Origin of the sequence: Nonomuraea sp. NPDC059023, assembly GCF_042740095.1 — a bacterium.
Classification (GTDB): Bacteria; Actinomycetota; Actinomycetes; order Streptosporangiales; family Streptosporangiaceae; genus Nonomuraea.
Map to the genome: position 1 here is coordinate 134419 of NZ_JBHYIO010000023.1, position 23471 is coordinate 157889.

Below are 23471 nucleotides of genomic sequence, written 5' to 3' on the forward strand. Positions count from 1 at the left end.
ATGGCCGCGCGCCACACCTGGACGCGTGTACCTACTGCCCGCGCACAACCAGCGCGGCGTTTGATCAGGGGAATGCCATGAAAGTTGGGGTGACGGGTGGTAATGGCTTCATCGGCCGTTACGTCTGTGAGGAGTTAGCCGCCAGAGGTCATACTCCGATCGTCTTCGACCATCAAGATCGCGGCTCCAGCCCGTTCGAGGTCATGCTCGGCGACATCAGGGACGCCACGGCCATGACCGAACTGGCCGCCCACGCCGATGCGATCATCCACCTGGCCGCCGTCCTCGGCACCCAGGAGACGATCACCAATCCGCGGCCCGCAGCGGAGACCAACCTCATGGGCGGTCTCAACTTCCTCGAAGCGGTCGCCCAGTACGACCTCCCCGGTGTCTACATCTGCGTGGGCAACCACTGGATGGACAACAGTTACTCGATCTCCAAGACCGCCGTCGAGCGCTTCGCGCGCATGTTCAACGCCCACCGCGGCACCAGGGTCAACCTGGTCAGAGTGGTCAACGCCTACGGACCCCGGCAGATGGCGGCACCGCCGTTCGCCGCCGGAAAGGTACGCAAGATCACCCCCGCCGTGATCTGCCGCGCCCTGTCCGGCATGCCGGTCGAGTTGTACGGCGGCGGCACCCAGATCTCCGACATGGTGTGGGTCGGCGACGTGGCCAGGGGACTGGTCGCCGCGCTGGAGACCGCCGCGGTCAAGCCGCCGCTCGGCCACGTGGTCGAGGTCGGCCCGACCGAGTCGACGAGCATCCGCGCGGTCGCCGAGATGATCATCGATATGTGCGAGGAGCGCGGCTACGAGCGCGCGCCGATCGTGGACCTGCCCATGCGTCCCGGCGAGACCCCGGAGACCGCCGTCACCGCCGACCCCGAGACGCTGCGCCCGGTCGGCATCGACCCCGGCTCGCTGGTCACCCTGCAGGAGGGCATGGCCAAGACGGTCGACTGGTTCATCGAGAACCGCGGCACCCACTGGAACACCCCGAGGTGAAGCACCTCGTGATCCTCGGCGGCTCGGACGGCACGGTCAGTGCCTTCCGGGCCGCCCGGCGGCTGGGCCTGTCCACGATCTGCGTGGACATGCGCGCCGACGCACCGGGCGTGGCGGAGGCCGACGAGTTCCTGCACCTCAGCACCCGCGACGTCCCGGCGATCGCGGCCGCGCTGCGCGAGCGCCATGGCCTTGCCGGGCTGCTCGCCCCCGGCAGCGACATCAACCTCCCGTCGCTGGCCGAGCTGGCCCGCCTGCTCGGCCTGCCCCGCGCGCTCACCGAGGAGACCCTGCGGGTCTCGACGGACAAGGCCGCCTTCCGCGAGACGTGCCTGCGCCTCGGCCTGCCGAGCCCGCTCTACTCCACCGATCCCGAGGTACGGCCGGCACTGCCGGTCATCGTCAAACCGGTCGACTCCGGCAGCTCGCGCGGCATCACGATCGTGCGCGAGCAGGAGGACCTCGCGCGGGCGGTCGAGCACGCGCGGGCCGTCTCCCCGACCGGCCGCATCATCATCGAACAGCTCCTGACCGGCCAGGACCTCTGCGGTGAGGCCATGCTCCAGGACGGCAGGATCGCCCTGCTCGGCCTGAGCCGCCGCGTCACCGAACCACCTGAGGTGGTCGCGGTCGGGCACGACATGGAGCCGGGCGACGGCGTCCTCGACAAGGAGGTCACCCGGCAGCTGGAGCTGGTCTGCGCCGAGATCGGCTACCGCGACGGCCCGCTCAACGTGGACCTGTTCGTCGAGGACGGCGTGGTCACGCTGATCGAGATGGGCGCGCGCATCGGCGGCAACGGGCTGGGCGAGGCGCTCGGCCTGATGTACGGCGTGGACACGGTCGAGGCCACGGTCCGCCTGGCCGTCGGAGAGCGGCCCGACCTCACGCCCACCCGCCGGGGTCCCGCCTCGGTGCGGGTGCTGCGCGCTCCTTTCGAAGGCATCCTGCTCGGGATCGACGGCCTGGAGACGCTGCCGGACAGCGCCGAGATCGTGGTGGTCGCCTTCCCCGGCGACCACGTCTTCCCCTACACCGAGTGCCGGGCCAAGCTCGGCTACGTCGTCGACCACACGCCCCCGGACCTGGACGCGCTGGTCAAGGTCGATGTCCGTTAGGTTCTCCGCCACGGCGTGGGAGAGGTCCTACCGGCGCACGGTCCGGCTGGCCTTCTCCCGCGTGCCCTTCTACCGCGACCAGTGGGTACGCGCGGGCCGGGCGCTCGACGAGCCCCTGCCCACACCCACCGGGGAGCTGGCCGGCCAGCTGCACCGGCTGTGCCCGTTCGCCGAGCCGTACGATCCGGGGGCCGAGCCGAGCCTGTGGATCGGCCCGGCGGGCGGGCTGCGGGCGGCGCTGGCGGTGGCGCTCGGGGCGGCGGGCGTGCGCGGGCGGGTTCCGGTGCTGGAGGTGCGCCGGGCCGTGCTGGATCGGCGGCGGCTGGGGCTGGGCGGCCCGCCGTACGGTGTGCTGCTGGAGCCGGACGCCACGGTCGTGCACGAGCGCCGGCGGCGTGAGCTCAACGCGCCCGCGCTCAAGCTCGCCGCCGACGCCGGCCGCGCGGTCGTGGTCGGCGAGCGGGCGGCGGTGGCCTCGTTCCTGCCCGAGCTGGCGGGCGTCGAGGTGAACGTGCTGGAGCGGGTGACGCTCGCCGGAGCCGCCGAGGGCGCGCTGGTGCACGACCCGCATCTCGGCTACTACGCGGCCCGCGCCCGCTGCGGCCGGGTCCATCTGCTGTGGCGGCGCTTCCACGCCCGGCCGGAGGGCGGCGGTCTGGCCGTCTCCGCGCTGGGCCGGCGCCGTCCGGTGCTCGTCGCCGTGGTCCCGGACGGCGGTGGCGAGCTCGGCCGCTGCCCCGGCCACGGCACCCCGATCCTTGGAGTCGCATCGTGATCAGAGCCAACCGGGTGACGCTGCTCGCGGGCGCCCTTGCGGTGGCGCTGGCGGGAGTCGTCCGTTTCGTCCTGCCGTACGAGCAGGAGATCACCTCGCTGTGGGGCTTCCTCGTCAAGCTCACGCCGCAGCTGGCCGCCATCGTGGCGATCGCCTGGCTGGACGTCGAGTGGGCGCGGCGGCTCAAGCTGCACCTGCTGGCCATTCCGGCCGTGTTCCTGGCCTTCCTGCTGTACTTCGTGCCGAAGACCTTCATGGCCGCCATGGACATCGGCGACAAGTCCGGCACCTTCGAGGACCTCTACCTGCACGTCGTGGTCTTCGTGCCGTTCCTGATCGTGGCGCTTCTGCTGGCCTACCGGCTCGGCGGCGGCTCGCGGGAGGGCGTGCTGCGTACCGGCCTGGCGATGTCGATCCTGCACGTGTCGGGTCTTGAGGACCTCGTGGCGGTCTCCATGAACCGCCGCCTCGACGCCATCCCCGAGGTGTGGGACTGGGCCGACCACATCACCGTGCGGATCGGCCACCCGGCCACCAAGTACGAGGCGTACGCCTTCATCGCCGCGCACGTCGTCGTGGCGCTGCTGGTGTTGTTCGTGCCGCGCCGGTGGCTACGGCGTCGCTCCGCCCGGTCGCAGGAGTAGCCGGGCCGCGTCGAGGTCGCCGTCCAGCGGGCGGTCCGGCTCGGCGCCGCGGCGGGCCCGTACGGCGGCCACCCGCTCGCAGGCCAGCACGATCTCCAGCGGCTCCACGCAGCGCAGCGCGTAGCGGGCCGCCTGGGTGGCGAAGCCGGCGTGGTCCTCGGTGCCGCGGGAGATCACCGCGGTGCCGGTGGTGACCGGCGTCGCCAGGTGGCGCAGCTCGGCCAGCGCGTCCTGGGCCACGTACTCCAGGATCATCAGGCCGGAGGCGCCCGGACGGTCGGCGAGGAAGGGCAGGGCGCCGGTGTAGCCCGGCTCCATCAGCGTGGCCAGCCGGGCGGTGCTCAGCTGCGCCGTCTGCACCAGCGCCGCGCGCAGCGTGTCCAGGGCCAGCGCCACGGGCGCCGAGTGGAAGTTGCCGTTGTGCCAGGCCAGCGAGCGGTCGATGAGCGGGTTCTCGGCAGCGGCGTTGAGGTCGATCTCGACGGTCGTGGCGGCCCGCTCCAGCGCGTCGAGCGCGCCGCCGTGCACCTGGGCGAAGGCGCGGTAGCCGTACGGGTCCTGCACGCGCGTGGCGAGCTCCCCGTTGAGCAGGCCGCGCAGCCGCGCGGCCACCACCGCCTGCCCCTGATGCGGTCTCGCTTCCTGTACGGCTGCCGCCAGCGGCTCCGCCGAAGCCCCGACCGCGGTGAAGGAGAAGGCGGCCACGTCGATCGCGGCGTCCAGCAGCCCGCGCAGCCGATGACAGGCCAGCGCCGCGTCGGCCAGCGTCAGCGCGCCCGAGCTGATGAACGGCAGCCCGTCCGAGCTCGCCAGCGCGAAGCGGGGACCGTCGCCGCCGTGCCACGCCTGCTCGCCCAGGAGACACAGGGCGGTGCTCGCCAGCGCCGTCAGGTCACCGGTGCCGATGGCCCCGTAGGCGCGTACCGGGGGAGTGACGCCCGCGTTGATCGCCTCGGCGAGGACCGGCAGCACCGCCGGGTCGATCCCGGAGCCGCCCGCGAGCAATTGGTTCAGGCGTACGGCCAGCATCCCCCTGGCCCGTTCCGCCTCGATCAGGGGCCCGGCGCCACCCGCGTGACTGCGCAGCAGGTCGAGCCCGGACGCGGCCACCTCGACGTCCTTGTTCGCCCCGACGCCCGTGCTCTGCCCGTAGACCGGGCCGGTCAGCGCCTGGGCGGTGGCCCACGCGGCCCGAGCGCGATCGGTGGAGCCGATCGTCACCCGGGCCTGGCCGGTGGCCACGGCCGCGACCCGCGAGCAGGTCAGGCCGGCGCCGTGGAATTCCATGGGCGTGATCAGTCGCCGTCGGGGATGACCAGGCTGAGCAGCCAGCTCACGATGCTGATGATGACCGAGCCGATGAGCGCGGTGACGAAGCCGTCCACGTGGAACGGCACGTCGAGCTGTCCGGCGATCCAGCTCGTGAGCAGCAGCATCGCCGCGTTGATCACGAGGAGGAAGAGCCCCAGCGTCAGCACGATCACCGCGCAGCCCAGCATCTTGACGATGGGCTTCACGATCGCGTTGATCAGGCCGAAGATGAGGGCGACCACGACGAGCGTGCCCCAGTACTTCGCCGTGGTGTCGGTGTCGACCGTGATGCCGGGGAGCAGTTGTGTGGCGACCCACAGGGCGACCGCGGCCGCCAGGGTTCTCAAGATGAATATCACGCTGATAGATCCTCGCACTCCTTGAGGGCCGATCGGTAGAGGCGCAGCGCCACCAGGGGATAGATCATGACGCTGAGCACGCCGGCGGTGACCATCGCCGCGGCGTGCGCCGAGCTGATCGCGCCCTGCTGCACGCCGGTGTTGGTGATCACCACGATCAGGGGCAGACCGGCCGCGGCGAACAGCGCCAGCGCCTTGTGCTCGCCGGGCCGCAGGTCGGGGTCGCGCCGGTGCAGCAGGTACGTGGGCAACCCGCGTACCAGCAGGAACGCGAGCAGGAAGATCGGGATCAGCAGCAGGCTGCGCGGGTCGGTGAACAACGCCTTCAGGTCCAGGTTGGCGCCGCTGACCACGAAGAAGAACGGGATGAGGAAGCCGAAGCCGATCGCGTCGAGTTTGGAGGAGATCACGTGCTCCTCGGCCTCCGGGCCCGAGGCGACCGCCAGCCGTACCACGATGCCCGCCGCGAACGCGCCGAGCAGCACGTCCAGGCCGAACGCCGACGCGGCGGCGATCATCGCGATCAGCACGAACATGACGATGCGCACCGCGAGCTGGCCGCTGCTGCCCATCGTGCCGGCGACCAGCCGCGCCAGCAGCGGGTGCCGCGGCCGGGCGGCCATCGCCGCCGCGACGATCGCGATGGCGGTGAACAGCGCGATGAGCGCGATCGTGTGCCAGCGCTCGTCCTCGGAGAAGACGAAGGCCATGGCCACGATCGGGCCGAACTCCCCGAGCGCCCCGATCCCCAGCACCCGGCTGCCGAACGGCGTGGGCAGCGCGCCCGCGTCCCGCACCATCGGCAGGATCGTGCCGAGCGCGGTCGTGCACAGGGCGAGCCCGATCACCTGGGCGGCCAGCGTGAACCCGTTCGTCGCCACCGCCACGAGCAGCCCGAGCGCCAGCGAGGCGAACCAGCCGTAGATCGCCAGCCTGATCGGCCGGCCCTTGATCCGGGCGAACTCGATCTCGTAGCCGGCCATGAACATCAGCATGGAGAGCCCGAACTGCGAGATCGTCTCGATGACGCCGTCGGTCTTGATCCAGCCGAGCACCACCGGGCCGCACAGCACGCCGAGCAGGATCTCCAGCACCACGTTCGGCACCCGGACGAACCGGCCGAGCGCGTGGGCGACGATCGGCGAGATCGCGGCGGCCAGGACGATGATCAGGACAGTGATCATGCACGCTATGTGCCCACCCGTCACTCCATGTAGTCACTCGCCGGACTGTTGGCGTTATTCAGGCCCAGGATGGGGAAGAGCGGTGCAAGGGGGAAGGGAGCGAGATGGACGCGAAGGAACTGGAGTCGTTGCCGGCCAGCGAACTGCACGAGCGTGCGGTGCGCTATGCGGTACGCCACGGAGACCTGGGGTTTCTCTGGAACCTGCTCAAGGTGATCCCGGCGGCCGAGGCGGCCAGCGGTCACGACGGGGAGACCGCCAACGACCTCAGCCGCGTCTCGGCCTTGCTCAGCGACGCCCTCGCCGCGGGTGAGGGGGAACTGGGCGAAGCGCTCAAACCTGTCTATATCGACTACCTCACCCAACATCCGGAGGCATAAAGCTTCAGCCGGCGAGTTCAGACGGCGTGCCGTACAGGGCGAAGCCGGGCGTGCTCACCGAGCGTCCGCCGCGCGTGACGATCATCACCTCGTACGGCTCGGCCGCCGCGAGATCGAGGGCGAAGCGGCGGGCGCGGACCGGGCCCATCGCGTACATGGCGGTGGCGAACGCGTCGGCCGTACTCAGATCCGGGCCGATCACCGTCACCGAGCCGAGCGCGTGCTGGGCCTCGCCCGTGCGGGGATCGACCACGCGGGTCTTGCCCGAGGTGGAGATGGCCAGGTCGTTGGCGAAGACCATGCGGCGCACCGCGTTGGTGCGCGGGTCACGGATGCCCACGCGCCACGGCCGCCCCGGCAGCGAGGAGCCGCGTACCCGGATGTCCCTGCCCGCGGTGATCCGGTGGTCCACCGCTCCGGCCCCGGCCAGCGCCCGCGAGAGCCGTTCGACCGCCCAGCCCTTGATGTAACCCGAGACGTCCAGGACCCCGCCGATCCGCGAGTCGAACCACCCGTCCGTCGCCTCGGCCATCTCGTCACACCGGTGCAGTACCTCGATCAACTCCGGCACCTGCTCGATCGTCCTGCCCGCGTTGAGCCGGGCGATCTGGCTCTCCTCGTCGAAGGGGTCGAACGTCCGGTCCACCCAGCGCAGCCAGGCGAAGGCGTTGTCCAGCATGGGAACCAGCTCACGCTGGGGCAATGCCGTGCGGATGTCCACATTGACGGAGGTGTTCAGTACCGTCTCCGTGCGTGCGGATCCAGGGAACGTCATGTGGGGCTCCTCTCTCGGGAGGACACATTTTCATAACGGGCGTATGGCGGACCTAAGCGCTTTGCCGGTGCCCTGGCTCCAGGTGCGCGTGAGTAGGGTCTGATGCATGGCAAACGTGCGTGTTGAGCGGACAGATGACGGCGGGTTCCGGGCGACCAACGCCCGCGGGGCCGAGGTGCGGATCGGCGGCGGTGACGAGGACGGCGTCTTCAGCCCCGTGGAGCTCCTGCTGGCGGCGGTGGGCGGCTGCAACATCGTCACCGTCGAGCCGCTCACGGCTCAGCGGGGGCAGCGGCTCATCCGGCTGGCGATGACCGTCGAGGCGGAGAAGGTGCAGCCCAATCTGCTCGGGCCGGTGACCGTCACCTATGACGTGGAGGTGCCGTCGGAGAAGGCCGACGAGGTGTACCGCGCGGTGGCCCATCGGGTGCACGAGAAGTACTGCACGGTGAGCCGGTCGCTGTCTGAAGGTACTGAGGTCCGTTTGGAGCTTCCGTAGCCCTTTTGGGGAGACATTCGACCCCTATATGACGCGTCCGTTGCATTCGCCGCTGTAGTGTCGAAGCAGGTCAAGAGTCCTGCGACTGACTTGCAGACTTTTACCGATGCGGACGCGGAGGGGGACCGTCGTCTGCAGTGCGGGACCGCCGGTGCTTCGGGGGAAGGTACCGGCCTGGACCGCCATATATCGGGGCCGGGGTAGCTTTGGGGGAAGCTGCTCCGGCCCCGATTCACGTCTTGAGCCCTTTGTGGCGATTTTTGCCGACAAACACCCATACGCTGGGTTTTTGTGACAGTTTCCATGCTGATTGACTGCGACCCCGGCATCGACGACGCCCTCGCGCTCGCTCTGGCGGCCGGATCCGCCCTCGACCTCCGCGGCATCACCACCGTGGGCGGCAACGTCGGCCTGGACCTGACCACCGCCAACGCCCTCGCCCTGCGCGAGTTCCTGGACCTCGGCGACGTCCCCGTGGTCCCCGGCTGCTCCGGCGCCCTGGTCAGAGGTCCCATGGACGCCGCGCACGTGCACGGCGCCGGTGGGCTGGGCGACGCCGTACTCCCTCCGGCGGTCCGCGCCGTGGCCGACGGCCACGCGGTCGACTTCATCATCGCCACCCTCCGCGACAACCCCGGCGAGATCACCCTTGTGGCCACCGGCCCGCTGACCAACATCGCCCTGGCCGTCCGCAGAGAACCCAGAATCGTGGACTGGGTACGGGACTTCGTGGTCATGGGCGGTTCGTACACCCGCGGCAACCACAACCCCGCCGCCGAGTTCAACATCCTCACCGACCCCGAGGCCGCCGCCATCGCCTTCAACGCCGGCTGGACCGTCACCCAGGTGGGCCTGGACGTCACCCTGACCGCCCGCGTCACCACCCGGGTCCTCGACCGGATGCGCGACCTGGGCCGGCTGTCCTCGCTCATCCTCCCCAGCGTCCAGTACTACGCTCCGGTCACCGCCGACACCGGCCCCGCCCTCCACGACGCGGTCGCCGTGGCCCACGTCATCGACCCCACCCTCCTCACCCTGACCCCCGCCGAGGTACGCGTGGAGACCGCAGGTCACTACACCACCGGCATGACCGTCACCGACTTCGACTCGCCCACTCCCAACACGCGCGTGGCCACCCACCTGGATGCCGACCGGTTCTGGGACCTGATGATCACCTCTTATGGAGGGTTGGCGGCGCGGCTTGGGTGATGTGCGTGGTGGTCTTGGTGGCTGCTACAGTTACCTGTGTCGCAAGCGCCGCTAGCTCAGTTGGTTAGAGCAGCTGACTCTTAATCAGCGGGTCCGGGGTTCGAGTCCCTGGCGGCGCACCGACCGAAACCCCAGTTCACTGTGCTGAACTGGGGTTTCTTGGTTTCCGAGAAACCCCTGGTGTCAGGCCGCGAGGCTGTGCCGGCGCATCGGTGCCGTGGTTACGCAACAGGTATTTACCGGTTGCGTGCAATGCCCCAGCAGCCTCAGAAGACGGAATAGGCTCGTGCGGGTAGTGGGCGGAGCGCAAGGCAAGGGGACCAGGTGAGCGACTCGTTCGTGCATCTTCACGTACACACTGAGTATTCGATGCTGGATGGCGCGGCGAAGGTCAAGCCGCTGGTCGCCGAGGCTGCTCGGCTGGAGATGCCGGCGATCGCGATGTCGGATCACGGCAACATGTTCGGCGCGTACGAGTTCTACCAGTCGGCCAAGGGCGGACCGGTCAAGCCGATCATCGGCATCGAGGCGTACGTGGCGCCGGACAACCGGTTCGTGAAGAAGCCGGTGTTCTGGGGGGCGCGAGCCGAGACCGGTGTCGCCGACGCCGAGGGCGGCAAGGACGTCTCCGGCGGTGGCCGGTTCACTCACATGACCATGTGGGCCAAGGACGCTCAGGGGCTGCGGAACCTGTTTCGGCTGTCGTCGCTGGCGTCCTTCGAGGGTTACTACTCCAAGCCGCGCATGGACCGTGAGCTGATCTCGAACTACGCCGAGGGCATCATCGCCACCACCGGTTGTCCCTCCGGGGCCGTGCAGACCCGGATCAGGCTCGGCCAGTACGAGGAAGCGGTCAAGGTCGCCGCGGACTACCAGGACATGTTCGGCAAGGAGAACTACTTCCTGGAGCTGATGGACCACGGCATCGACATCGAAAGGGACGTCCGCGAGGACCTGCTGCGGCTGGCCAAGCAGCTCGGCATCCCGCTGCTGGTGACCAACGACAGCCACTACGTCACCGAGGACCAGGCCGACGCCCACGACAGCCTCCTGTGCGTCGGCGTGGGCAAGAACAAGGACGACCCGAACCGCTTCCGGTTCAACGGTTCCGGCTACTACCTGAAGTCCGCGTCCGAGATGCGCAGCCTGTTCTCCGAGCTGCCGGAAGGCTGCGACAACACGCTGCTGGTCGCCGAGATGGTCGGCGACTACGGCGACGTGTTCACCTACGTCGACCGGATGCCGCAGTTCCCGGACGTGCCGGAGGGCGAGACCCAGGAGTCGTGGCTGCGCAAGGACGTCGAGCGCGGCCTGGAGATGCGCTACGGCGCCCCGATCCCCGCGGAGGTGATGGAGCGCTACGAGACCGAGATGAAGATCATCGGCCCGCTGGGGTTCTCCAGCTACTTCCTCGTCGTCGCCGACATCTGCAAGTACGCGCGCGACAACGGCATCGCCGTGGGCCCGGGACGTGGTAGCGCCACCGGCTCGATCGTGGCCTACGCCACCCGCATCACCGAGTTGTGCCCGCTGGAGCACGGCCTGCTGTTCGAGCGCTTCCTCAACCCCGAGCGCATCAGCCCGCCCGACATCGACCTGGACTTCGACGACCGCCAGCGCGACCGCATGGTGCGTTACGTCACCGAGAAGTACGGCACGGAGATGACCGCCCAGGTCAACACCTTCGGCACCATCAAGGCGAAGGCCGCGGTCAAGGACGCCTCACGCATCCTGGGCTATCCGTTCGCGGTCGGCGACAAGATCACCAAGGCGATGCCGCCGGACGTCATGGGCAAGGGCGTTCCGCTGGCCAAGCTGTTCGACGAGGATCACCCGCGGTACGCCGAGGGCACGGAGATCCGCGCGCTGTACGAGACCGATCCGGATGTGAAGAAGGTCGTCGACACCGGCCTGGGCATCGAGGGCCTGATCCGGGGCACGGGCGTGCACGCCGCCGCGGTCATCCTGTCGTCGGCGCCGCTGCTCGACCTCATTCCGATGCACATGCGGGACAAGGACAAGGTGGTCATCACCGGGTTCGACTATCCCTCGTGCGAGGAAATGGGCCTGATCAAGATGGACTTCCTGGGTCTTAGGAACCTGGGCATCATCGATCACGCCATCAAGATCATCGAACAGAACCGGGGTGTGAAGCTCGACACCCTGAGCATGCCGCTGGACGACGCCACCACGTACAAGCTGATGGCGCGAGGAGACACCCTCGGCGTCTTCCAGCTCGACGGCGGCCCCATGCGCCAGCTTCTGAAGCTGATGGAGCCGACCCGGTTCGAGGACATCGCCGCGGTGCTCGCGCTGTACCGGCCGGGCCCGATGGCGGCCAACGCCCATACCAACTACGCCCACCGCAAGAACGGCCGCCAGGACATCGAGCCGATCCACCCCGAGCTCAAGGAAGCGCTGGAGCCGATCCTCGGTACGACCTTCCATCTGCTGGTCTACCAAGAGCAGATCATGGCCATCGCCCGGGAACTGGCCGGCTACACCCTCGGCGGCGCCGACCTGCTGCGCCGCGCCATGGGCAAGAAGAAGAAGGAGATCCTGGACGCGGAGTTCGTCAACTTCCAGTCCGGCATGCGCGACAACAAGTTCTCCGACGGTGCGATCCAGGCGCTGTGGGACGTCATGCTCCCGTTCTCCGGCTACGCCTTCAACAAGTCCCACACCGCCGGTTACGGGCTGGTCGCGTACTGGACCGCCTATCTCAAGGCGAACTATCCGGCCGAGTACATGGCCGCGCTGCTCACCTCGGTCGGTGACGACAAGGACAAGGCGGCGGTCTATCTGGCCGAGTGCCGCAAGATGGGCATCCAGGTTCTGGCCCCCGACGTCAACGACTCCATGCAGGACTTCGTCGCCGTCGGCGAGGACAAGGTCCGCTTCGGTCTGGGCGCCGTCCGCAACGTGGGAGAGAACGTCGTCGAGGGCATCGTCAAGGGCCGTAAGAAGGCCACCTACGGCGACTTCAACGACTTCCTCGACAAGGTGCCGCTGGTCGTCTGCAACAAGCGCGTCGTCGAATCCCTGATCAAGGCCGGGGCGTTCGACTCCCTCGAACATCCCCGCAAGGGCCTGCTGCTGGTGCACGAACAGGCCGTCGACTCCGTCATCGACATCAAGAAGAACGAGGCCCACGGCCAGGACTCGCTGTTCGGCTCCTTCGCGGAGAGCGGCGACGAGGAGAGTTCGTTCTCCATCGCGGTGCCCGACATGGAGTGGGACAAGAAGACCAAGCTCGACTTCGAACGCGAGATGCTCGGCCTGTACGTCTCCGACCATCCCCTGGCCGGCACGGAACGGCTGCTGTCGCGCAACCGCGACACCACCATCGCCGAACTGCTGGAAAGCGGCCGGGAAGACCGCGGTGACGTGCGCGTGTGCGGTCTGATCACCAAGGTGGAGAAGCGGGTCAACAAGGCCGGAAACCTGTGGGCGATCGTCACGGTCGAGGACATGGACGCCGCGATCGAGTGCCTGTTCTTCCCCAAGAACTACGAGCTGTACGCGCCGGAGCTGCGCGGCGACGTCGTGGTGTCGGTGGGCGGTCAGATCAACAACCGCGACGGCGCGATCAGCATCTTCGCCAATGACCTGACCCCGCTCGACATCTCCGGGATCGCCAGCGACAGCGGGCACCCCGTCACGCTGCAACTGCGTGAGGAGCGGCTGAACCAGCACCACGTCGAGGAACTGCGGCACGTGCTGAAGGCGCACCAGGGCAAGGTGCCGGTCAGGATCCATCTGGAGCGCCTGTCGGGCAAGACGGTGCTGTTGTCGCTGCCGGAGTTCTCCGTCAACCCGGAGGCGTCGTTCGCCGCCGACATCAAGACGTTGTTCGGGCCGGAGGCGATCAGCCTGTGACCGAGCCGGGTGGAGCTCGCGGTGAGGCGATGGCGGCGGGCCGTACCTGATGGAGCATTGAGGTTGTTTTGCGGGCGGGGATGCGAGAAATTCCCTGTGTGTCAGAACTCGTCATCCAGGTGGATGATCCCTCGATCGATCCGTTACAGCTGGCCGATCTCACCGATGAGCTCCGGCGGAGCCTGCTCGATCTCGACGTCGACGACGTACGGTTCGCCGAATCCCCGGCGCCTCCGGGAACACGCGGCACGGAGGCGCTGGAGCTGGCGGTCGTCGTCGTGCAGTTCGTGGCGGAGAGCGGCCTGATCGCGAGCGTCATCCAGACGGTCTCAGGCTGGCTCGCGCGCTCGCGGGTCCACCAGGTGGAGATCACCTTGGGCGAGGACAAGCTCGTGCTGTCGAACGCGTCGGCCGATGAGCAGCAGCGGCTCGTGGAGCACTTCATCAAGGCGACGGGCAAGGGCACCGCAGCGGAGGCGTGATCCGTCGTGCGCAAGAAAGCACTGATCATCGCGAACCAGGAGTACGGGGACGAGCGCTTCGGCGACCTTCCCGGTGCCGCCCAGGACGCGAGCCAGCTCGCCGACGTGCTCGCCGAGCGCGCGGTCGGCGAGTTCGTGGTCGAGGTGGTCGCGGAGGGCAGCGCCCGCACGGTCATGAAGCGGATCGCCGCCTTCTTCGGCTCGGCCGCGCGTGGCGACCTCCTGCTCCTGCACATGTCGTGCCACGGCCGTACCCACGACCGCAGCCGCGAGCTGTACTTCGTCGCCGCCGACACCGAGCTCGACGCGCTGGCGGCCACCGGCGTGCCCGCGTCGTTCATCAACGAGCAGGCGGAGCACTGCCGTTCGACGAGCATCGTGCTGCTCCTCGACTGCTGCTACAGCGGCACCTTCGCGCGCGGCATCCGCTCCAGAGGCGAAGGCGTGCCCCGCGTCCCGGTGGACCGGCACTTCGCCGGCAGCGGCATGGCGGTGATCACCGCCTGCTCGGCGCTGCAGTTCGCCTACGAGAACGAGGCGCAGAGCACCGCCCGCGCGGAGCCCTCGATCTTCACCTCGGCGGTCGTGGAGGGTCTGCGCACCGGCAAGGCCGACGTGGACGGCGACGGTTACATCAGCGTGCACGACCTCTACCAGTACGCCAGGGAGCACGTCGTCAACCGGGTGCCCAACCAGACCCCGGAGTTCTCCGTCAACCGGCTCAGCGGCGCGCTCTACCTCGCCAGGAACGTGCAGTCGCTCTACCTCGGCGAGGCCGCCGCGCCGCTGCTCACCCCGGCCCTGTACCGGGCGGTGACACAGGGCGAGGAATGGGAGCGGTTCGGCGCCACGCTGGCCCTGGACCGCATGCTGCGGTCGGGCGAGCAGGCCTCCAGGGTGGCGGCCAGGGAGGCGCTGATTCCGCTGACCAGGGACGCCGACCCAGAGGTCCGCGAGCGGGCCACGTCGATCTGGACGCGTGTCGTCTCGCGGACCCTGCCCATCGCCACCGATCCCCTGACGCGCTTCGAGGGTGAGGCCGACGAGCGGCGCACCTCCCAGCACATCATCGGCATCGACTTCGGCACCACGAACTCCACCGTGGCCGTCGTCGAAGGCGGCGCGCCCCAGGTCATCTCCAACCTGTTCTACTCGACGGTCACCCCGAGCGTGGTGGGCTTCTCCACCAATGGCCAGGTCCTCGTCGGCGACCTGGCCAAACGGCAGGCCACGCTCTATCCCCACCGCACCGTGCAATCCGTCAAGCGCGAGCTCGGCACCGACTGGAGCATCACCATCGGGGAGCACACCTACACGGCCGTCGACATCGCGGCGTACGTGCTGGAACGGCTGCGCCTCGACGCGGAGGCCCACCTCGGCGAGCCGGTGGGAGGGGCGGTCATCACGGTGCCCGCCACGTACGGCCTGGCCGAGAAGGAAGCGCTCCAGGAGGCGGCGTGGATCGCCGGGCTGCGCGCGTTCCGCTTCGTCAACGAGCCCACGGCCGCCGCGGTCGCGTACGGCCTGGGCAGGCAGGGCGACGAGGACATCCTGGTCTTCGATCTGGGCGGCGGCACCCTGGACGTCTCCCTCCTGGCCATCGGGGCGGACACCGACCACGGCTTCGTCCAGGTCCACGCCACCTGCGGATACCGCGACCTGGGCGGCGACGACTGGGACGAGCGGCTGGTAAAGCACCTGGCCGCCACCTTCGCCGACCTCCACGGGGTCGACCTCACCGAGGACCGGGCGGCGGCGCAGAAGCTGCGGGAGGCGGCGGAGCAGGCGAAGATCGAGCTTTCCACGGCGGACCGGACCACGGTCAGCCTGCCGTACATCGCCGCAAAGGACGGCAGGCCGCTCCACCTGGACATCGAGATCAGTCGAGAGGAATTCGAGGCGCTCACGGCGGACCTGATCGAGCGTTGCCGCCAGCCGGTCGAGCAGGCGCTCAGGGACGGTTACCTCACGAGCTCCGACATCGCGCACGTGGTGCTGGTGGGCGGCTCCACCCGGATGCCGGCCGTCGCCAGGCTCGCCAGGGAACTCCTCGGTGGCAAGGACCACGCAGAAGGGGTGGACCCGAGCGCGGCCATCGCCCTGGGCGCCGCCGTACAGGCCGGGATCCTCTCCGGGCAGATCAAGGACGTGCTGCTTCTGGACGTGATCTCCTACTCGGTCGGGGTGGAGACCAAGGGCGGCATCTTCACGAAGCTCATCGAGCGCAACACCACGATCCCGACCAGGCGCTCGGAGATCTTCACCACGGACCGGGACAACCAGCCATCGGTGTTGATCCAGATCTATCAGGGCGAGCGCGAGATCGCCGCCTACAACCGGAAGCTGACCGCCTTCGACCTGACCGGCATCCGCGCGGCCCCCCGTGGCGTGCCCCAGATCGAGCTCACCCTCGACGTGGACACCAACGGCATCATCCACGCCACGGCCCGGGATCTGGGCGTGGGCGTCGAGCGCACGGTCACGGTCTCGCGCAAGGAAACACCGTCGTGCGCCCCCGAGTCCTGGCGCGAGACCATCTCACTGGCCGAGATTCCCGAGCCCGCGACCACCGAGTCGGTACGCCCCGCGGCGGTGCCGCCGCCCACCTATGAGCCCGCCCGGCGCGAATGGCTCGGCGGGCCCGGGGCGCAGCCATAGGGCGCACCCGAGGAGACTGGAGATCATCGTGGCGCGGGTGGCGAGGGCGGAGCGAAATGCCGGATGACGGCCTCCGCGTGCCGTCGGGTGCGCGTGATGATGTGAAGATCCCAGCGCCGGACGGTCTCGGGATCGATGTCACGTTCGATCGCGGTCCACAGCCACTCCATGCTCTGCGCCGGATCCAGGCCACCGCGTCCGGCGCCGAAGAGCGGCAGCGCCATCGATCGCAGGTGCGGCTGGAAACGGGAGCGTTCCTCCTCGGCCAGGCGGAAGATGCTGTGGATCGCGCGCGTCATGGCCGCAGGGGAGAACTCGTAGTCGTTTCCGTCCGCGCGGGGAACCGCCACCGCCGCGTGATAGACGCGCCGGACCCCGGCGCGGCGCAGACGACCCGCCTCTGTCACGGCGACGCTACCGGGAGCCACGGGCAGCCCCAGGCGTCCCCTCTTGTGCAGCCATTGGGTGAGTTCGCGGCGGATGACGTCGTCCACGAGCTCGCCGGTCTCGTCGACCTCGGCGCAGGCCCGCCGTAACGCGGCAGACAGCGAGTTGCGGAAGATCTTGGACGCTTCCAGGTAGACGTTCTCGGAGGAGACGACGATGTCGATCCCGCTGATCAGCTCCACGGGGGTGAAGTCCAGCGTGACGGGGCCCAGCGGGAGCACGGCGGGATGCCGGAGACCGTACGGTGAGAAGTCCGTGGCGCCGGAGGCCAGGCACAGGCGCAGGATCGCCTCGGCCGTCTCCTTGACGATGAGCTGCTCATGGTGTTTCCGGAATCGCTCGACGCTGACCCCGTAGACAGAGGCGGCGCTCTTGCGGCGTTCGCCGATCGGCCAGTCGCGGGTGCCGGGGGCCAGACCGAAGGTGTACTCGGCCGCGCCGGTGAGATTGCCGCCGCCCAGTTCCGCCATCGCGCGGCGGAGGAGTTCCTCCAGGGCCGCCGGGCGGTACGTCTCGGCCGGTGGCCGGCCCTTGGCGTCCTCGCCCGCGATGCCGCAGAGCGCCACCGCGGTGTCGAGGGCCGGCAGCCTCGTGTCGCGAAGGCGCGTGGGGCCCCGTTCCCGTAGCGACCTGAGGTCGGCGATGAGTTCGTGGTGGAGCGGCGGCTGCATGGCTCCAGTGTGGGCGGAATGTGGTTGCGTACGGGCTGAATTCAGGTCAATCGGCCCGTTCCACCGGGGAGGGGGTGTTCAATGTGAAACCCCCGGCGGAATCGCTCCCGGGTGTCCAAAAGCGCTAAATATCGACAGAAGCCGCACATGACCTGAAATCCAGCATGGAGAATCACCGGACAGGAGTGAGACCCCGCCACGGTCCTTGGTGAGCATCCGTAAATTGTTTTGATGAATGCCCGATTGTCGCGCAATAAGCATCATTCCAGCTATCTCCGGAGATGGTGAATTCCGGCGTAGTACGGTCTGTTCGTTCGCATCGGGCAGGGCACAGGAGCGGCCACGATGACAGCAGGTCCAGGGGACGAGTTGACCGCCGAGGAGCTGATCGAAGCGCTCCGGGCCGTGGCGGCCGAGGAGACGAGCTTCGAGCTTTTCGCCGAGCTCGGCTCACTTCTGGCGGCACGATATGCGGCAGATGGCGCCCCTGAGGACCTCGATGAGGCCATCGCGTCCTTGCGCTCGGCCATGGACACGCCTGTCCCACCGGATGTCGAACCCGCGTGGATCGAGATGGAGACCGCCCGGCTCCTGGTCCTGCGCGGAGAGACCGCCCAGAGCCTCGCCGACGTGGAAGCCGCGATCACGTACGCGGGAGGCGCCCTGGCCGTACTGGCGCCGCCCAACGACGATCCCGACCCGGATCTCGCCCTGGCCTGTTACGTCCTCGGCGCCGGTCACCTCCTCCGAGCCTCCTACGCCCCGGCCGGAGCCCGGACCGACTGGCGTCTGGCCGCCGACGCGCTCCAGCGATGCGTCGCCCTCCTGCCTCCCGCCCACTCCAGCCTGGGCGAGGTCACCGCCAGGCTCGGAGCTGCCCTCACCGCCGAGATCCAGCACGAGATGGACGAACTCGACGACTCCGCGAGGGAGGAATGGACCGCGCTGGGCGAGCGGGTCGACACGGCGCTCAGGACGATGGGGACCGTACGGAAGGACATCCGAGACGACGATCCGTACCGGCCGATCGCCCGCTACTGGCATGGCACCCTCCGGACCATCCGTTTCCTCGCGTTCGGCGGCGACACCGAGGACCGCGAGAACGCGCTGACCGACCTCGAGTCGTACGCGGAACACCCCGGCGGCGACGGCCACACCGCGAACATCTGCCACCTCTTCGCCGCGGCCCTTCACCTGTCCGGCTCGGCGCCCGAGACGCTGCGGACCAGCGGGAAGATGCCGCACTTCGATGGCTTCGCCCAGATCTTGGCCACCGGGAACACCGCCTCTCCTGAGGCCGCGCGACTCGCCCTGGATCACCTGGACCGGGTCGTCGAGCCCGATCCCGCCGGCTCGCCGTACGGCAGCATGTCGCTCGCCCTGCGGCTGTCGGCGGAGATCGCGTCGAACGGCCAGGGTCCGGTCGGCGACCGCCTGACGGCGGTGTTCCACGAGCACGGGAACCTTCCGCAGGCCGCGGCGGACGATGACTTCGGCCGGTTGATCGGTTTGCTCGGCGACCTCCAGGCGTTGCGGGCCGGGTCGGCCGAGCTGGGCGAGACGATCGAGTCGTTCAGCCGGTTCATCGACGAACTCGGTGACGCCCACCCCCTGCGCCACGTGTTCAAGGCCGTACTCGGGCAGGTACTCGACGCTTCGGCCGGCAGCGGGAACGCCCCGAGGCCGCCCTCGTGGGAAGAACGCGATGCCGCGTTCCAGCTACTGGAACACATTCTGCGGGCACTCCCCGCCGACCACCCCGATCGCGCCTCCACCCTGGTACGGCTGGCCGGCCTGCTGGTACGCGGACTGGACACCAGGTACAACCTGGAACGCCTGGCCAGAGTGCGGGAACTCCTCCAGGAGGCGACCGAACGTCCCGCGGCCGACCGGGAGAACGAGGCCGTCCAGCACTTCCTGCTCGTGATCGTGGAATCATGCCTGGCCCTCGGCGGATCCGACGGCGCGCCCGGACTGCGCGACACCACCGAAAGGCTCAAGCGGGCCGTGGAGCTGGCTCCTCCGGGCCACCAGATCCACACCCTGAGCCGGGCGCTGCTGCCGTCCATCCTCGCTCAGCGGTTCAGGCTGGAGGGAGATCTGGAACACCTGGACGCGGCCATGTACTACGCCCGCACCATGTCCCGGGCCGGCCGCACCGCCGACGCCCCTGACAGCGAATACCCCGTCCTGATGGACTGGCTCCTCGCCGTCATGCCGCTGATGAGAGATTACGACCACGGCCGGCTGGCCGAGATCACCGCACACCTGCGTGAACAGGTCGACCGGTTGCCTGATGACCGGACGCGCCGCCTGATCGAGCATGATCTGTACACGCTGGACTTCGCGCGGACCATCGCCGGGCATTACCTGGACCCGCGGAACGTCCAGTCCTCACCGGAAGACCTCACGACGATGGTCGGCACCCTCGCGGCCAGGGTCCGGGAGCTGGACAGGAACAGCCCGTACTACCCCCAAGAGGCGGGCATCGCCGGACACGCGAAGATCGGCCTGGCCTTCCTCCGCCGCGACGTGCGGATGCTCGACGAGGGACTCGCCACGGTGAGCGAGGCCTACCGGGCCGCCTCCGACCTGGGCGACGCCCGGCTGTGGTTGCTGAGCATGATCGGCGGAGCCCTGGTGATGCGGTACGAGCTCACTCATGATCGCGCCGACCTGAGCAACGCCATCGAGAAGATGGAGGAGGTACGGCGCGCGACCGAGGGCGAGGCGCCCAACCACCTGATGGCACTGAACCTGAACAGCCTGGCCGGCGCCTACCACCTGCGCGCCGACGAGCGCCTGCGCGACCAGGACCGCATGGGCCGGACGGGCCTCGCCTCCCTGCGCGCCCGTGCCTGGAGCGTGATGCTCCAGACCAGTACGGAGCGCGCCTTCGACGCCGCCGTGGCCGGCGGAGGCGAGGCCGCGGAGGTGGCGCTCTGGTGCGCCGCCTCCGGGCTCACCGAGACGGCGATCGAGGCTCTCGAATCGGGCAGGGCCCTGGTGCTGCACGCCGCGACCACGGCTACCGGAATCCCCGAGCTCCTGGGCGCGGACCATCCCGACCTGGTCGCCGAGTGGGAGGCGGCCTCGTCCCGGGAGGACGACGCACCCTGGCAGCCGCGCGCGGACGTACCCGACGAACTCACGGGTACGCCGCAGCGCCACGCCCAGTTCATGGAGAACCTGCCGGAGATCCACGTGCCCAGCGCCCTGCGGCAGCGCGTCATGGCGGCGATCGAGGGGACGGACGCCGAGCGCCGGCTGTTCAACCCCGCGACCGTCGCCGAGATCGCCGGGGCGCTGCGCGGGTCCGGTGCGGCGGCGCTGGTCTACCTGGTCTCCCACCCCGGCTGGCGCGGCGGGGTCGCCCTCGTGGTCGGCCCTGACGAGCGAGTACACCGGGTGGATCTGCCCCGGCTGAGCGGCGGGCAGGGCAGCAAGGTGGCCGCCTTCGTCCAGGCCCAGCGTGAACGCGCGGACCAGGACGAGAGCAGCAGGACCGCATGGGGGCAAGCGCTGGGCGAGCTGTGCGACTGGGCCTGGAGCGCGGCCATGGAACCCCTCCTGGAGTCCCTCGCCGGCCACTCACCGGACCCCTCCAGGACCAATCGCCTGATCCTGGTCCCGGTGGGTGAGCTGGGGGCCGTTCCCTGGCACGCCGCCCGCCGTACCGTCGGAAAAGGCGGAAAACGGTACGCCTGCCAGGACGCCGTGATCTCCTACGCGGCCTCGGCCCGCCAGTTCGTCGACGCCAGGCGGCGCGAGCCCCGCCCCTGGGCGGAGGAGCCCGCGCTGGTGAACGTCCGGGACAGCAACCTGTACTGGACCTCGAAGGAGATCGAGCAGATCCACGAACACCACTACCCGCGGGCCCGCCTGCTGGGCGGCCGCACCCGCGGGGCGAACGCTCCCCCCTTCCGCCGCGCCACCGGCCAGAACGTCCTCGCCCTGCTGCCCGGCCCGGAATCGGGCGGCGCGACGCTGCTGCACCTGGGCTGTCACGCCAGCCCGCGGCCCCGGCCGGTCGACTCCCACCTCACGCTGGCCCTCCTCGAGAGCCTCGGGATGACGGACATCCTGCGCCAGGGACTGGCCGGGACCGGCGAGGTTCCCGGCGGGCTGGTCGTGCTGGCCGCCTGCGGCAGCGACCTGACGAGCAGCCACCACGACGAGGCGCTGACGCTGGCGACGGCCTTCGTCGCCGGCGGGGCGGTGGGAGCGGTCGGCGCCCGATGGCCCGTGGACGACTTTCCCACCGCGGTGCTCATGAGCATGTTCCACCACTACCTGAACTCCGGATACGACGACCCGGCGGTCGCGCTGCGCGCGGCGCAGCTGTGGATGATCGACCCGCGCCGCCGCGTTCCCGCCCGGCTGGCCGCCGACGTGATCGCGCGCCTGGCGGAGACGCCGCTCCACGAGCCCGAGTCCTGGGCCGCCTTCACCTATCAAGGCCGATGAGGAGACCGTTGACAGCATTTGGGATCGACCTCGGCACCACGAACTCCTGCATCGCGTACGTCGACGAATCCGGCGAGACGGTGATCGTCCCCAGCGCGATCGGGGACACGACCACGCCCTCGGTCGTCTACTTCGACCGCCGGGAGAAGGTCATGGTCGGCCAGGCCGCCAAGAACTCCGCGCAACTGGCCCCGGACCTGTCGGTCGAGCACGTCAAGCGCCAGATGGGGCAGGAGGGGGTCGAATACACCTTTCACGGCGTCCGCTACACCCCTGAGTCGATCTCCGCGCTGATACTCAAGGAGCTCACCTCCGCCGCCCAGCGCCACCTGACCAAGCCGGTCGGCGATGTGGTGATCACCATCCCGGCGCACTTCGGAGTGGCCGAGCGCGAAGCCACCCGCCGGGCGGGCGAGATCGCCGGGCTCAACGTGCTGGACCTGCTGGAGGAGCCGGTCGCCGCCGCCCTCTCCTACCGCGGGCGCGCACCGGTCCGGGGCACCCGTCATCTGCTCGTCTACGACCTCGGCGGCGGCACGTTCGACACCGCCGTCGTACGGCTGGACGGCGACCACGTCGAGGTGATCTGCAAAGGGGGCGACCCCGGCCTCGGCGGCGCAGACTGGGACAGCAGGATCCGGGAGTTCCTGGTCGACGCCTTCACCGAGCAGTACCCGCGGCTGGATCCCACCGCCGACCCCGTGTTCAGGCAGGAGGTGTGGATCTGGGCGGAGCAGTTCAAGGAGCAGCTGAGCAGTACTCGCGCCCGGCGCAGGAACTTCGTCTTCGGCCGGGCCACGGCCCGCGTGGAGCTGAGCCGGGAACGGCTGGAGGAGCTCACGGCCGACCTGCTGGAGCGCACCTTCACCGGCACCGAGGAAACCATCGCCGTGGCGCGAGACAGGGGCGTACCGGAGCTGGACGAGATCGTCCTGGTGGGCGGCATGACCCGGATGCCGGCGATCCGGGCCCGCCTGGAGAAGCTCCTCGGCAAACCGCCCAGACGGCACGAACCCGACCTCGCGGTGGTGCGGGGAGCGGCGATGTTCGCCAGGCTCGGACAGACGGAACAACGCCCCGGCCGGCTGCCCGGCAGTACCCCGCAGACGGAGAAGCTCCGCTCCCAGCAGGTGACGACCGTCCTGCCGCGCGGCGTCGGGGTCAAGGTCCCGGACATCAACGATCCGCGCATGCGCACCAACCCGCTGCAGGCGCGCCAGTACGTGGTGCACCTGATCCCGGCCGGCACCCCGCTGCCCGCCGACTCCGGCCCGGTGACCTTCCAGACATGGGGGGAGAACCAGCCGGGCGTCGAGATCGAGATCTGGGAACAGACCTCGCGGGAGACCTCGGAGGAACTCGCCGACAACGCGCTGGTCGGCCGCGGCAAGTTGCTCAACCTGCACAAACTCCCGCAGGGGTCGCCGATCGAGGTCACTCTCTTCGTGAACGAGCGCGGACTGCTCACGGTGCGGGCCGTGGAGCCGGCATCGGGCCGGCAGGTCACGTTCGAGCTGCGCGTGGGCGGGATGAACCAGAACGACGTCGACCGGGCCAGGCAGTCGGTCGCGCGGCATGACACCGGTTCGTGACCGGAGGGGAGGCG

At 69.4% G+C, this 23471-nt stretch carries 17 protein-coding genes and 1 tRNA gene; 13 read left to right on the plus strand and 5 right to left on the minus strand.

What is annotated here, in order from left to right; genetic code table 11:
- The first annotated feature begins 89 nt into the window (after positions 1–89).
- Genes ACFWYW_RS34230 through ACFWYW_RS34245 form a run of 4 tightly spaced genes read left to right on the plus strand, consistent with a single transcriptional unit; the run spans position 90 to position 3544 of the window.
- The gene (locus ACFWYW_RS34230) at positions 90–1007 is read left to right on the plus strand and encodes an NAD-dependent epimerase/dehydratase family protein (RefSeq protein ID WP_379612392.1); all 918 of its coding nucleotides are present in this window, start codon (positions 90–92) and stop codon (positions 1005–1007) included.
- Positions 1004–2125: an ATP-grasp domain-containing protein gene (locus ACFWYW_RS34235; RefSeq protein WP_379612390.1), complete on the plus strand. Its 1122-nt coding sequence runs from the start codon at positions 1004–1006 to the stop codon at positions 2123–2125. The genes ACFWYW_RS34230 and ACFWYW_RS34235 overlap by 4 nt, the downstream gene beginning before the upstream one ends.
- Positions 2115–2900, plus strand: a complete 786-nt coding sequence (locus tag ACFWYW_RS34240) for a hypothetical protein (RefSeq protein ID WP_379630287.1) — start codon at positions 2115–2117, stop codon at positions 2898–2900. Before ACFWYW_RS34235 ends, ACFWYW_RS34240 begins: the two co-directional genes overlap by 11 nt.
- Entirely contained in the window at positions 2897–3544 is a 648-nt protein-coding gene (locus ACFWYW_RS34245) for a hypothetical protein (protein ID WP_379612386.1), read from the plus strand. Before ACFWYW_RS34240 ends, ACFWYW_RS34245 begins: the two co-directional genes overlap by 4 nt.
- On the opposite strand, the gene ACFWYW_RS34250 is transcribed toward ACFWYW_RS34245, so the two are convergent.
- The 3 genes from ACFWYW_RS34250 to ACFWYW_RS34260 are packed head-to-tail and all read right to left on the minus strand — an operon-like array spanning position 3512 to position 6398.
- Positions 3512–4831: an aromatic amino acid ammonia-lyase gene (locus ACFWYW_RS34250; RefSeq protein ID WP_379612384.1), complete on the minus strand. Its 1320-nt coding sequence runs from the start codon at positions 4829–4831 to the stop codon at positions 3512–3514. The two genes, ACFWYW_RS34245 and ACFWYW_RS34250, sit on opposite strands and share 33 nt — an antisense overlap.
- A gap of 8 nt (positions 4832–4839) precedes the next feature.
- Positions 4840–5214, minus strand: coding sequence for a phage holin family protein (locus ACFWYW_RS34255; RefSeq protein WP_379612382.1), 375 nt, complete (start codon positions 5212–5214; stop codon positions 4840–4842).
- Entirely contained in the window at positions 5211–6398 is a 1188-nt protein-coding gene (locus ACFWYW_RS34260) for a cation:proton antiporter (protein WP_379612381.1), read from the minus strand. Before ACFWYW_RS34260 ends, ACFWYW_RS34255 begins: the two co-directional genes overlap by 4 nt.
- 104 nt (positions 6399–6502) lie before the next feature.
- Here ACFWYW_RS34260 and ACFWYW_RS34265 point away from each other — a divergent pair, with 104 nt between their 5' ends.
- On the plus strand, positions 6503–6778 hold the full coding sequence (locus ACFWYW_RS34265) for a hypothetical protein (protein ID WP_379612380.1): 276 nt from the start codon (positions 6503–6505) through the stop codon (positions 6776–6778).
- A gap of 4 nt (positions 6779–6782) precedes the next feature.
- On the opposite strand, the gene ACFWYW_RS34270 is transcribed toward ACFWYW_RS34265, so the two are convergent.
- Positions 6783–7553 (minus strand): FAD:protein FMN transferase, encoded by a 771-nt coding sequence (locus ACFWYW_RS34270; RefSeq protein ID WP_379612378.1) that lies wholly within the window; start codon positions 7551–7553, stop codon positions 6783–6785.
- Between the two features lie 106 nt (positions 7554–7659).
- On the opposite strand from ACFWYW_RS34270, the gene ACFWYW_RS34275 reads away from it, so the two are divergent.
- The 6 genes from ACFWYW_RS34275 (at position 7660) to ACFWYW_RS34300 (ending at position 16280) form a co-directional block, all read left to right on the plus strand.
- Positions 7660–8052, plus strand: a complete 393-nt coding sequence (locus tag ACFWYW_RS34275; RefSeq protein WP_379612377.1) for an OsmC family protein — start codon at positions 7660–7662, stop codon at positions 8050–8052.
- 291 nt (positions 8053–8343) lie between these two features.
- Positions 8344–9261 carry a nucleoside hydrolase gene (locus ACFWYW_RS34280; RefSeq protein WP_379612376.1) on the plus strand — a complete coding sequence of 306 codons (918 nt, stop codon included), beginning with the start codon at positions 8344–8346 and terminating at the stop codon, positions 9259–9261.
- A 45-nt stretch (positions 9262–9306) separates the two neighbouring features.
- Positions 9307–9380: transfer RNA gene (locus tag ACFWYW_RS34285), tRNA-Lys, on the plus strand.
- Positions 9381–9585: 205 nt separating this feature from the next.
- Positions 9586–13140, plus strand: coding sequence for a DNA polymerase III subunit alpha (gene dnaE / locus ACFWYW_RS34290; RefSeq protein WP_379612375.1), 3555 nt, complete (start codon positions 9586–9588; stop codon positions 13138–13140).
- Positions 13141–13238: 98 nt separating this feature from the next.
- Positions 13239–13622 carry a hypothetical protein gene (locus ACFWYW_RS34295; protein WP_379612373.1) on the plus strand — a complete coding sequence of 128 codons (384 nt, stop codon included), beginning with the start codon at positions 13239–13241 and terminating at the stop codon, positions 13620–13622.
- A gap of 6 nt (positions 13623–13628) precedes the next feature.
- Positions 13629–16280, plus strand: coding sequence for an Hsp70 family protein (locus tag ACFWYW_RS34300; RefSeq protein WP_379612371.1), 2652 nt, complete (start codon positions 13629–13631; stop codon positions 16278–16280).
- Positions 16281–16303: 23 nt separating this feature from the next.
- Here the strand turns inward: ACFWYW_RS34300 and ACFWYW_RS34305 are convergent, their stop codons facing one another.
- Positions 16304–17398 carry a macro domain-containing protein gene (locus ACFWYW_RS34305; RefSeq protein WP_379612370.1) on the minus strand — a complete coding sequence of 365 codons (1095 nt, stop codon included), beginning with the start codon at positions 17396–17398 and terminating at the stop codon, positions 16304–16306.
- Positions 17399–17743: 345 nt separating this feature from the next.
- Here ACFWYW_RS34305 and ACFWYW_RS34310 point away from each other — a divergent pair, with 345 nt between their 5' ends.
- Together ACFWYW_RS34310 and ACFWYW_RS34315 are read left to right on the plus strand one after the other, a co-directional pair.
- Positions 17744–21865: a CHAT domain-containing protein gene (locus ACFWYW_RS34310; RefSeq protein WP_379612369.1), complete on the plus strand. Its 4122-nt coding sequence runs from the start codon at positions 17744–17746 to the stop codon at positions 21863–21865.
- 8 nt (positions 21866–21873) lie between these two features.
- A complete protein-coding gene (locus ACFWYW_RS34315) occupies positions 21874–23457 on the plus strand; it encodes an Hsp70 family protein (RefSeq protein ID WP_379612367.1) in 1584 nt (527 codons plus the stop codon).
- Positions 23458–23471: the final 14 nt, after the last annotated feature.

Bases quoted from the DNA above. Each gene is read 5' to 3' on its own strand.
- ACFWYW_RS34240 (WP_379630287.1), top strand. From the start codon at position 2,115: ATGTCCGTTAGGTTCTCCGCCACGGCGTGGGAGAGGTCCTACCGGCGC.
- ACFWYW_RS34250 (WP_379612384.1), bottom strand. From the start codon at position 4,831: ATGGAATTCCACGGCGCCGGCCTGACCTGCTCGCGGGTCGCGGCCGTG.
- ACFWYW_RS34260 (WP_379612381.1), bottom strand. From the start codon at position 6,398: ATGATCACTGTCCTGATCATCGTCCTGGCCGCCGCGATCTCGCCGATC.
- ACFWYW_RS34265 (WP_379612380.1), top strand. From the start codon at position 6,503: ATGGACGCGAAGGAACTGGAGTCGTTGCCGGCCAGCGAACTGCACGAG.
- ACFWYW_RS34270 (WP_379612378.1), bottom strand. From the start codon at position 7,553: ATGACGTTCCCTGGATCCGCACGCACGGAGACGGTACTGAACACCTCC.
- ACFWYW_RS34275 (WP_379612377.1), top strand. From the start codon at position 7,660: ATGGCAAACGTGCGTGTTGAGCGGACAGATGACGGCGGGTTCCGGGCG.
- ACFWYW_RS34305 (WP_379612370.1), bottom strand. From the start codon at position 17,398: ATGCAGCCGCCGCTCCACCACGAACTCATCGCCGACCTCAGGTCGCTA.
- ACFWYW_RS34310 (WP_379612369.1), top strand. From the start codon at position 17,744: ATGACAGCAGGTCCAGGGGACGAGTTGACCGCCGAGGAGCTGATCGAA.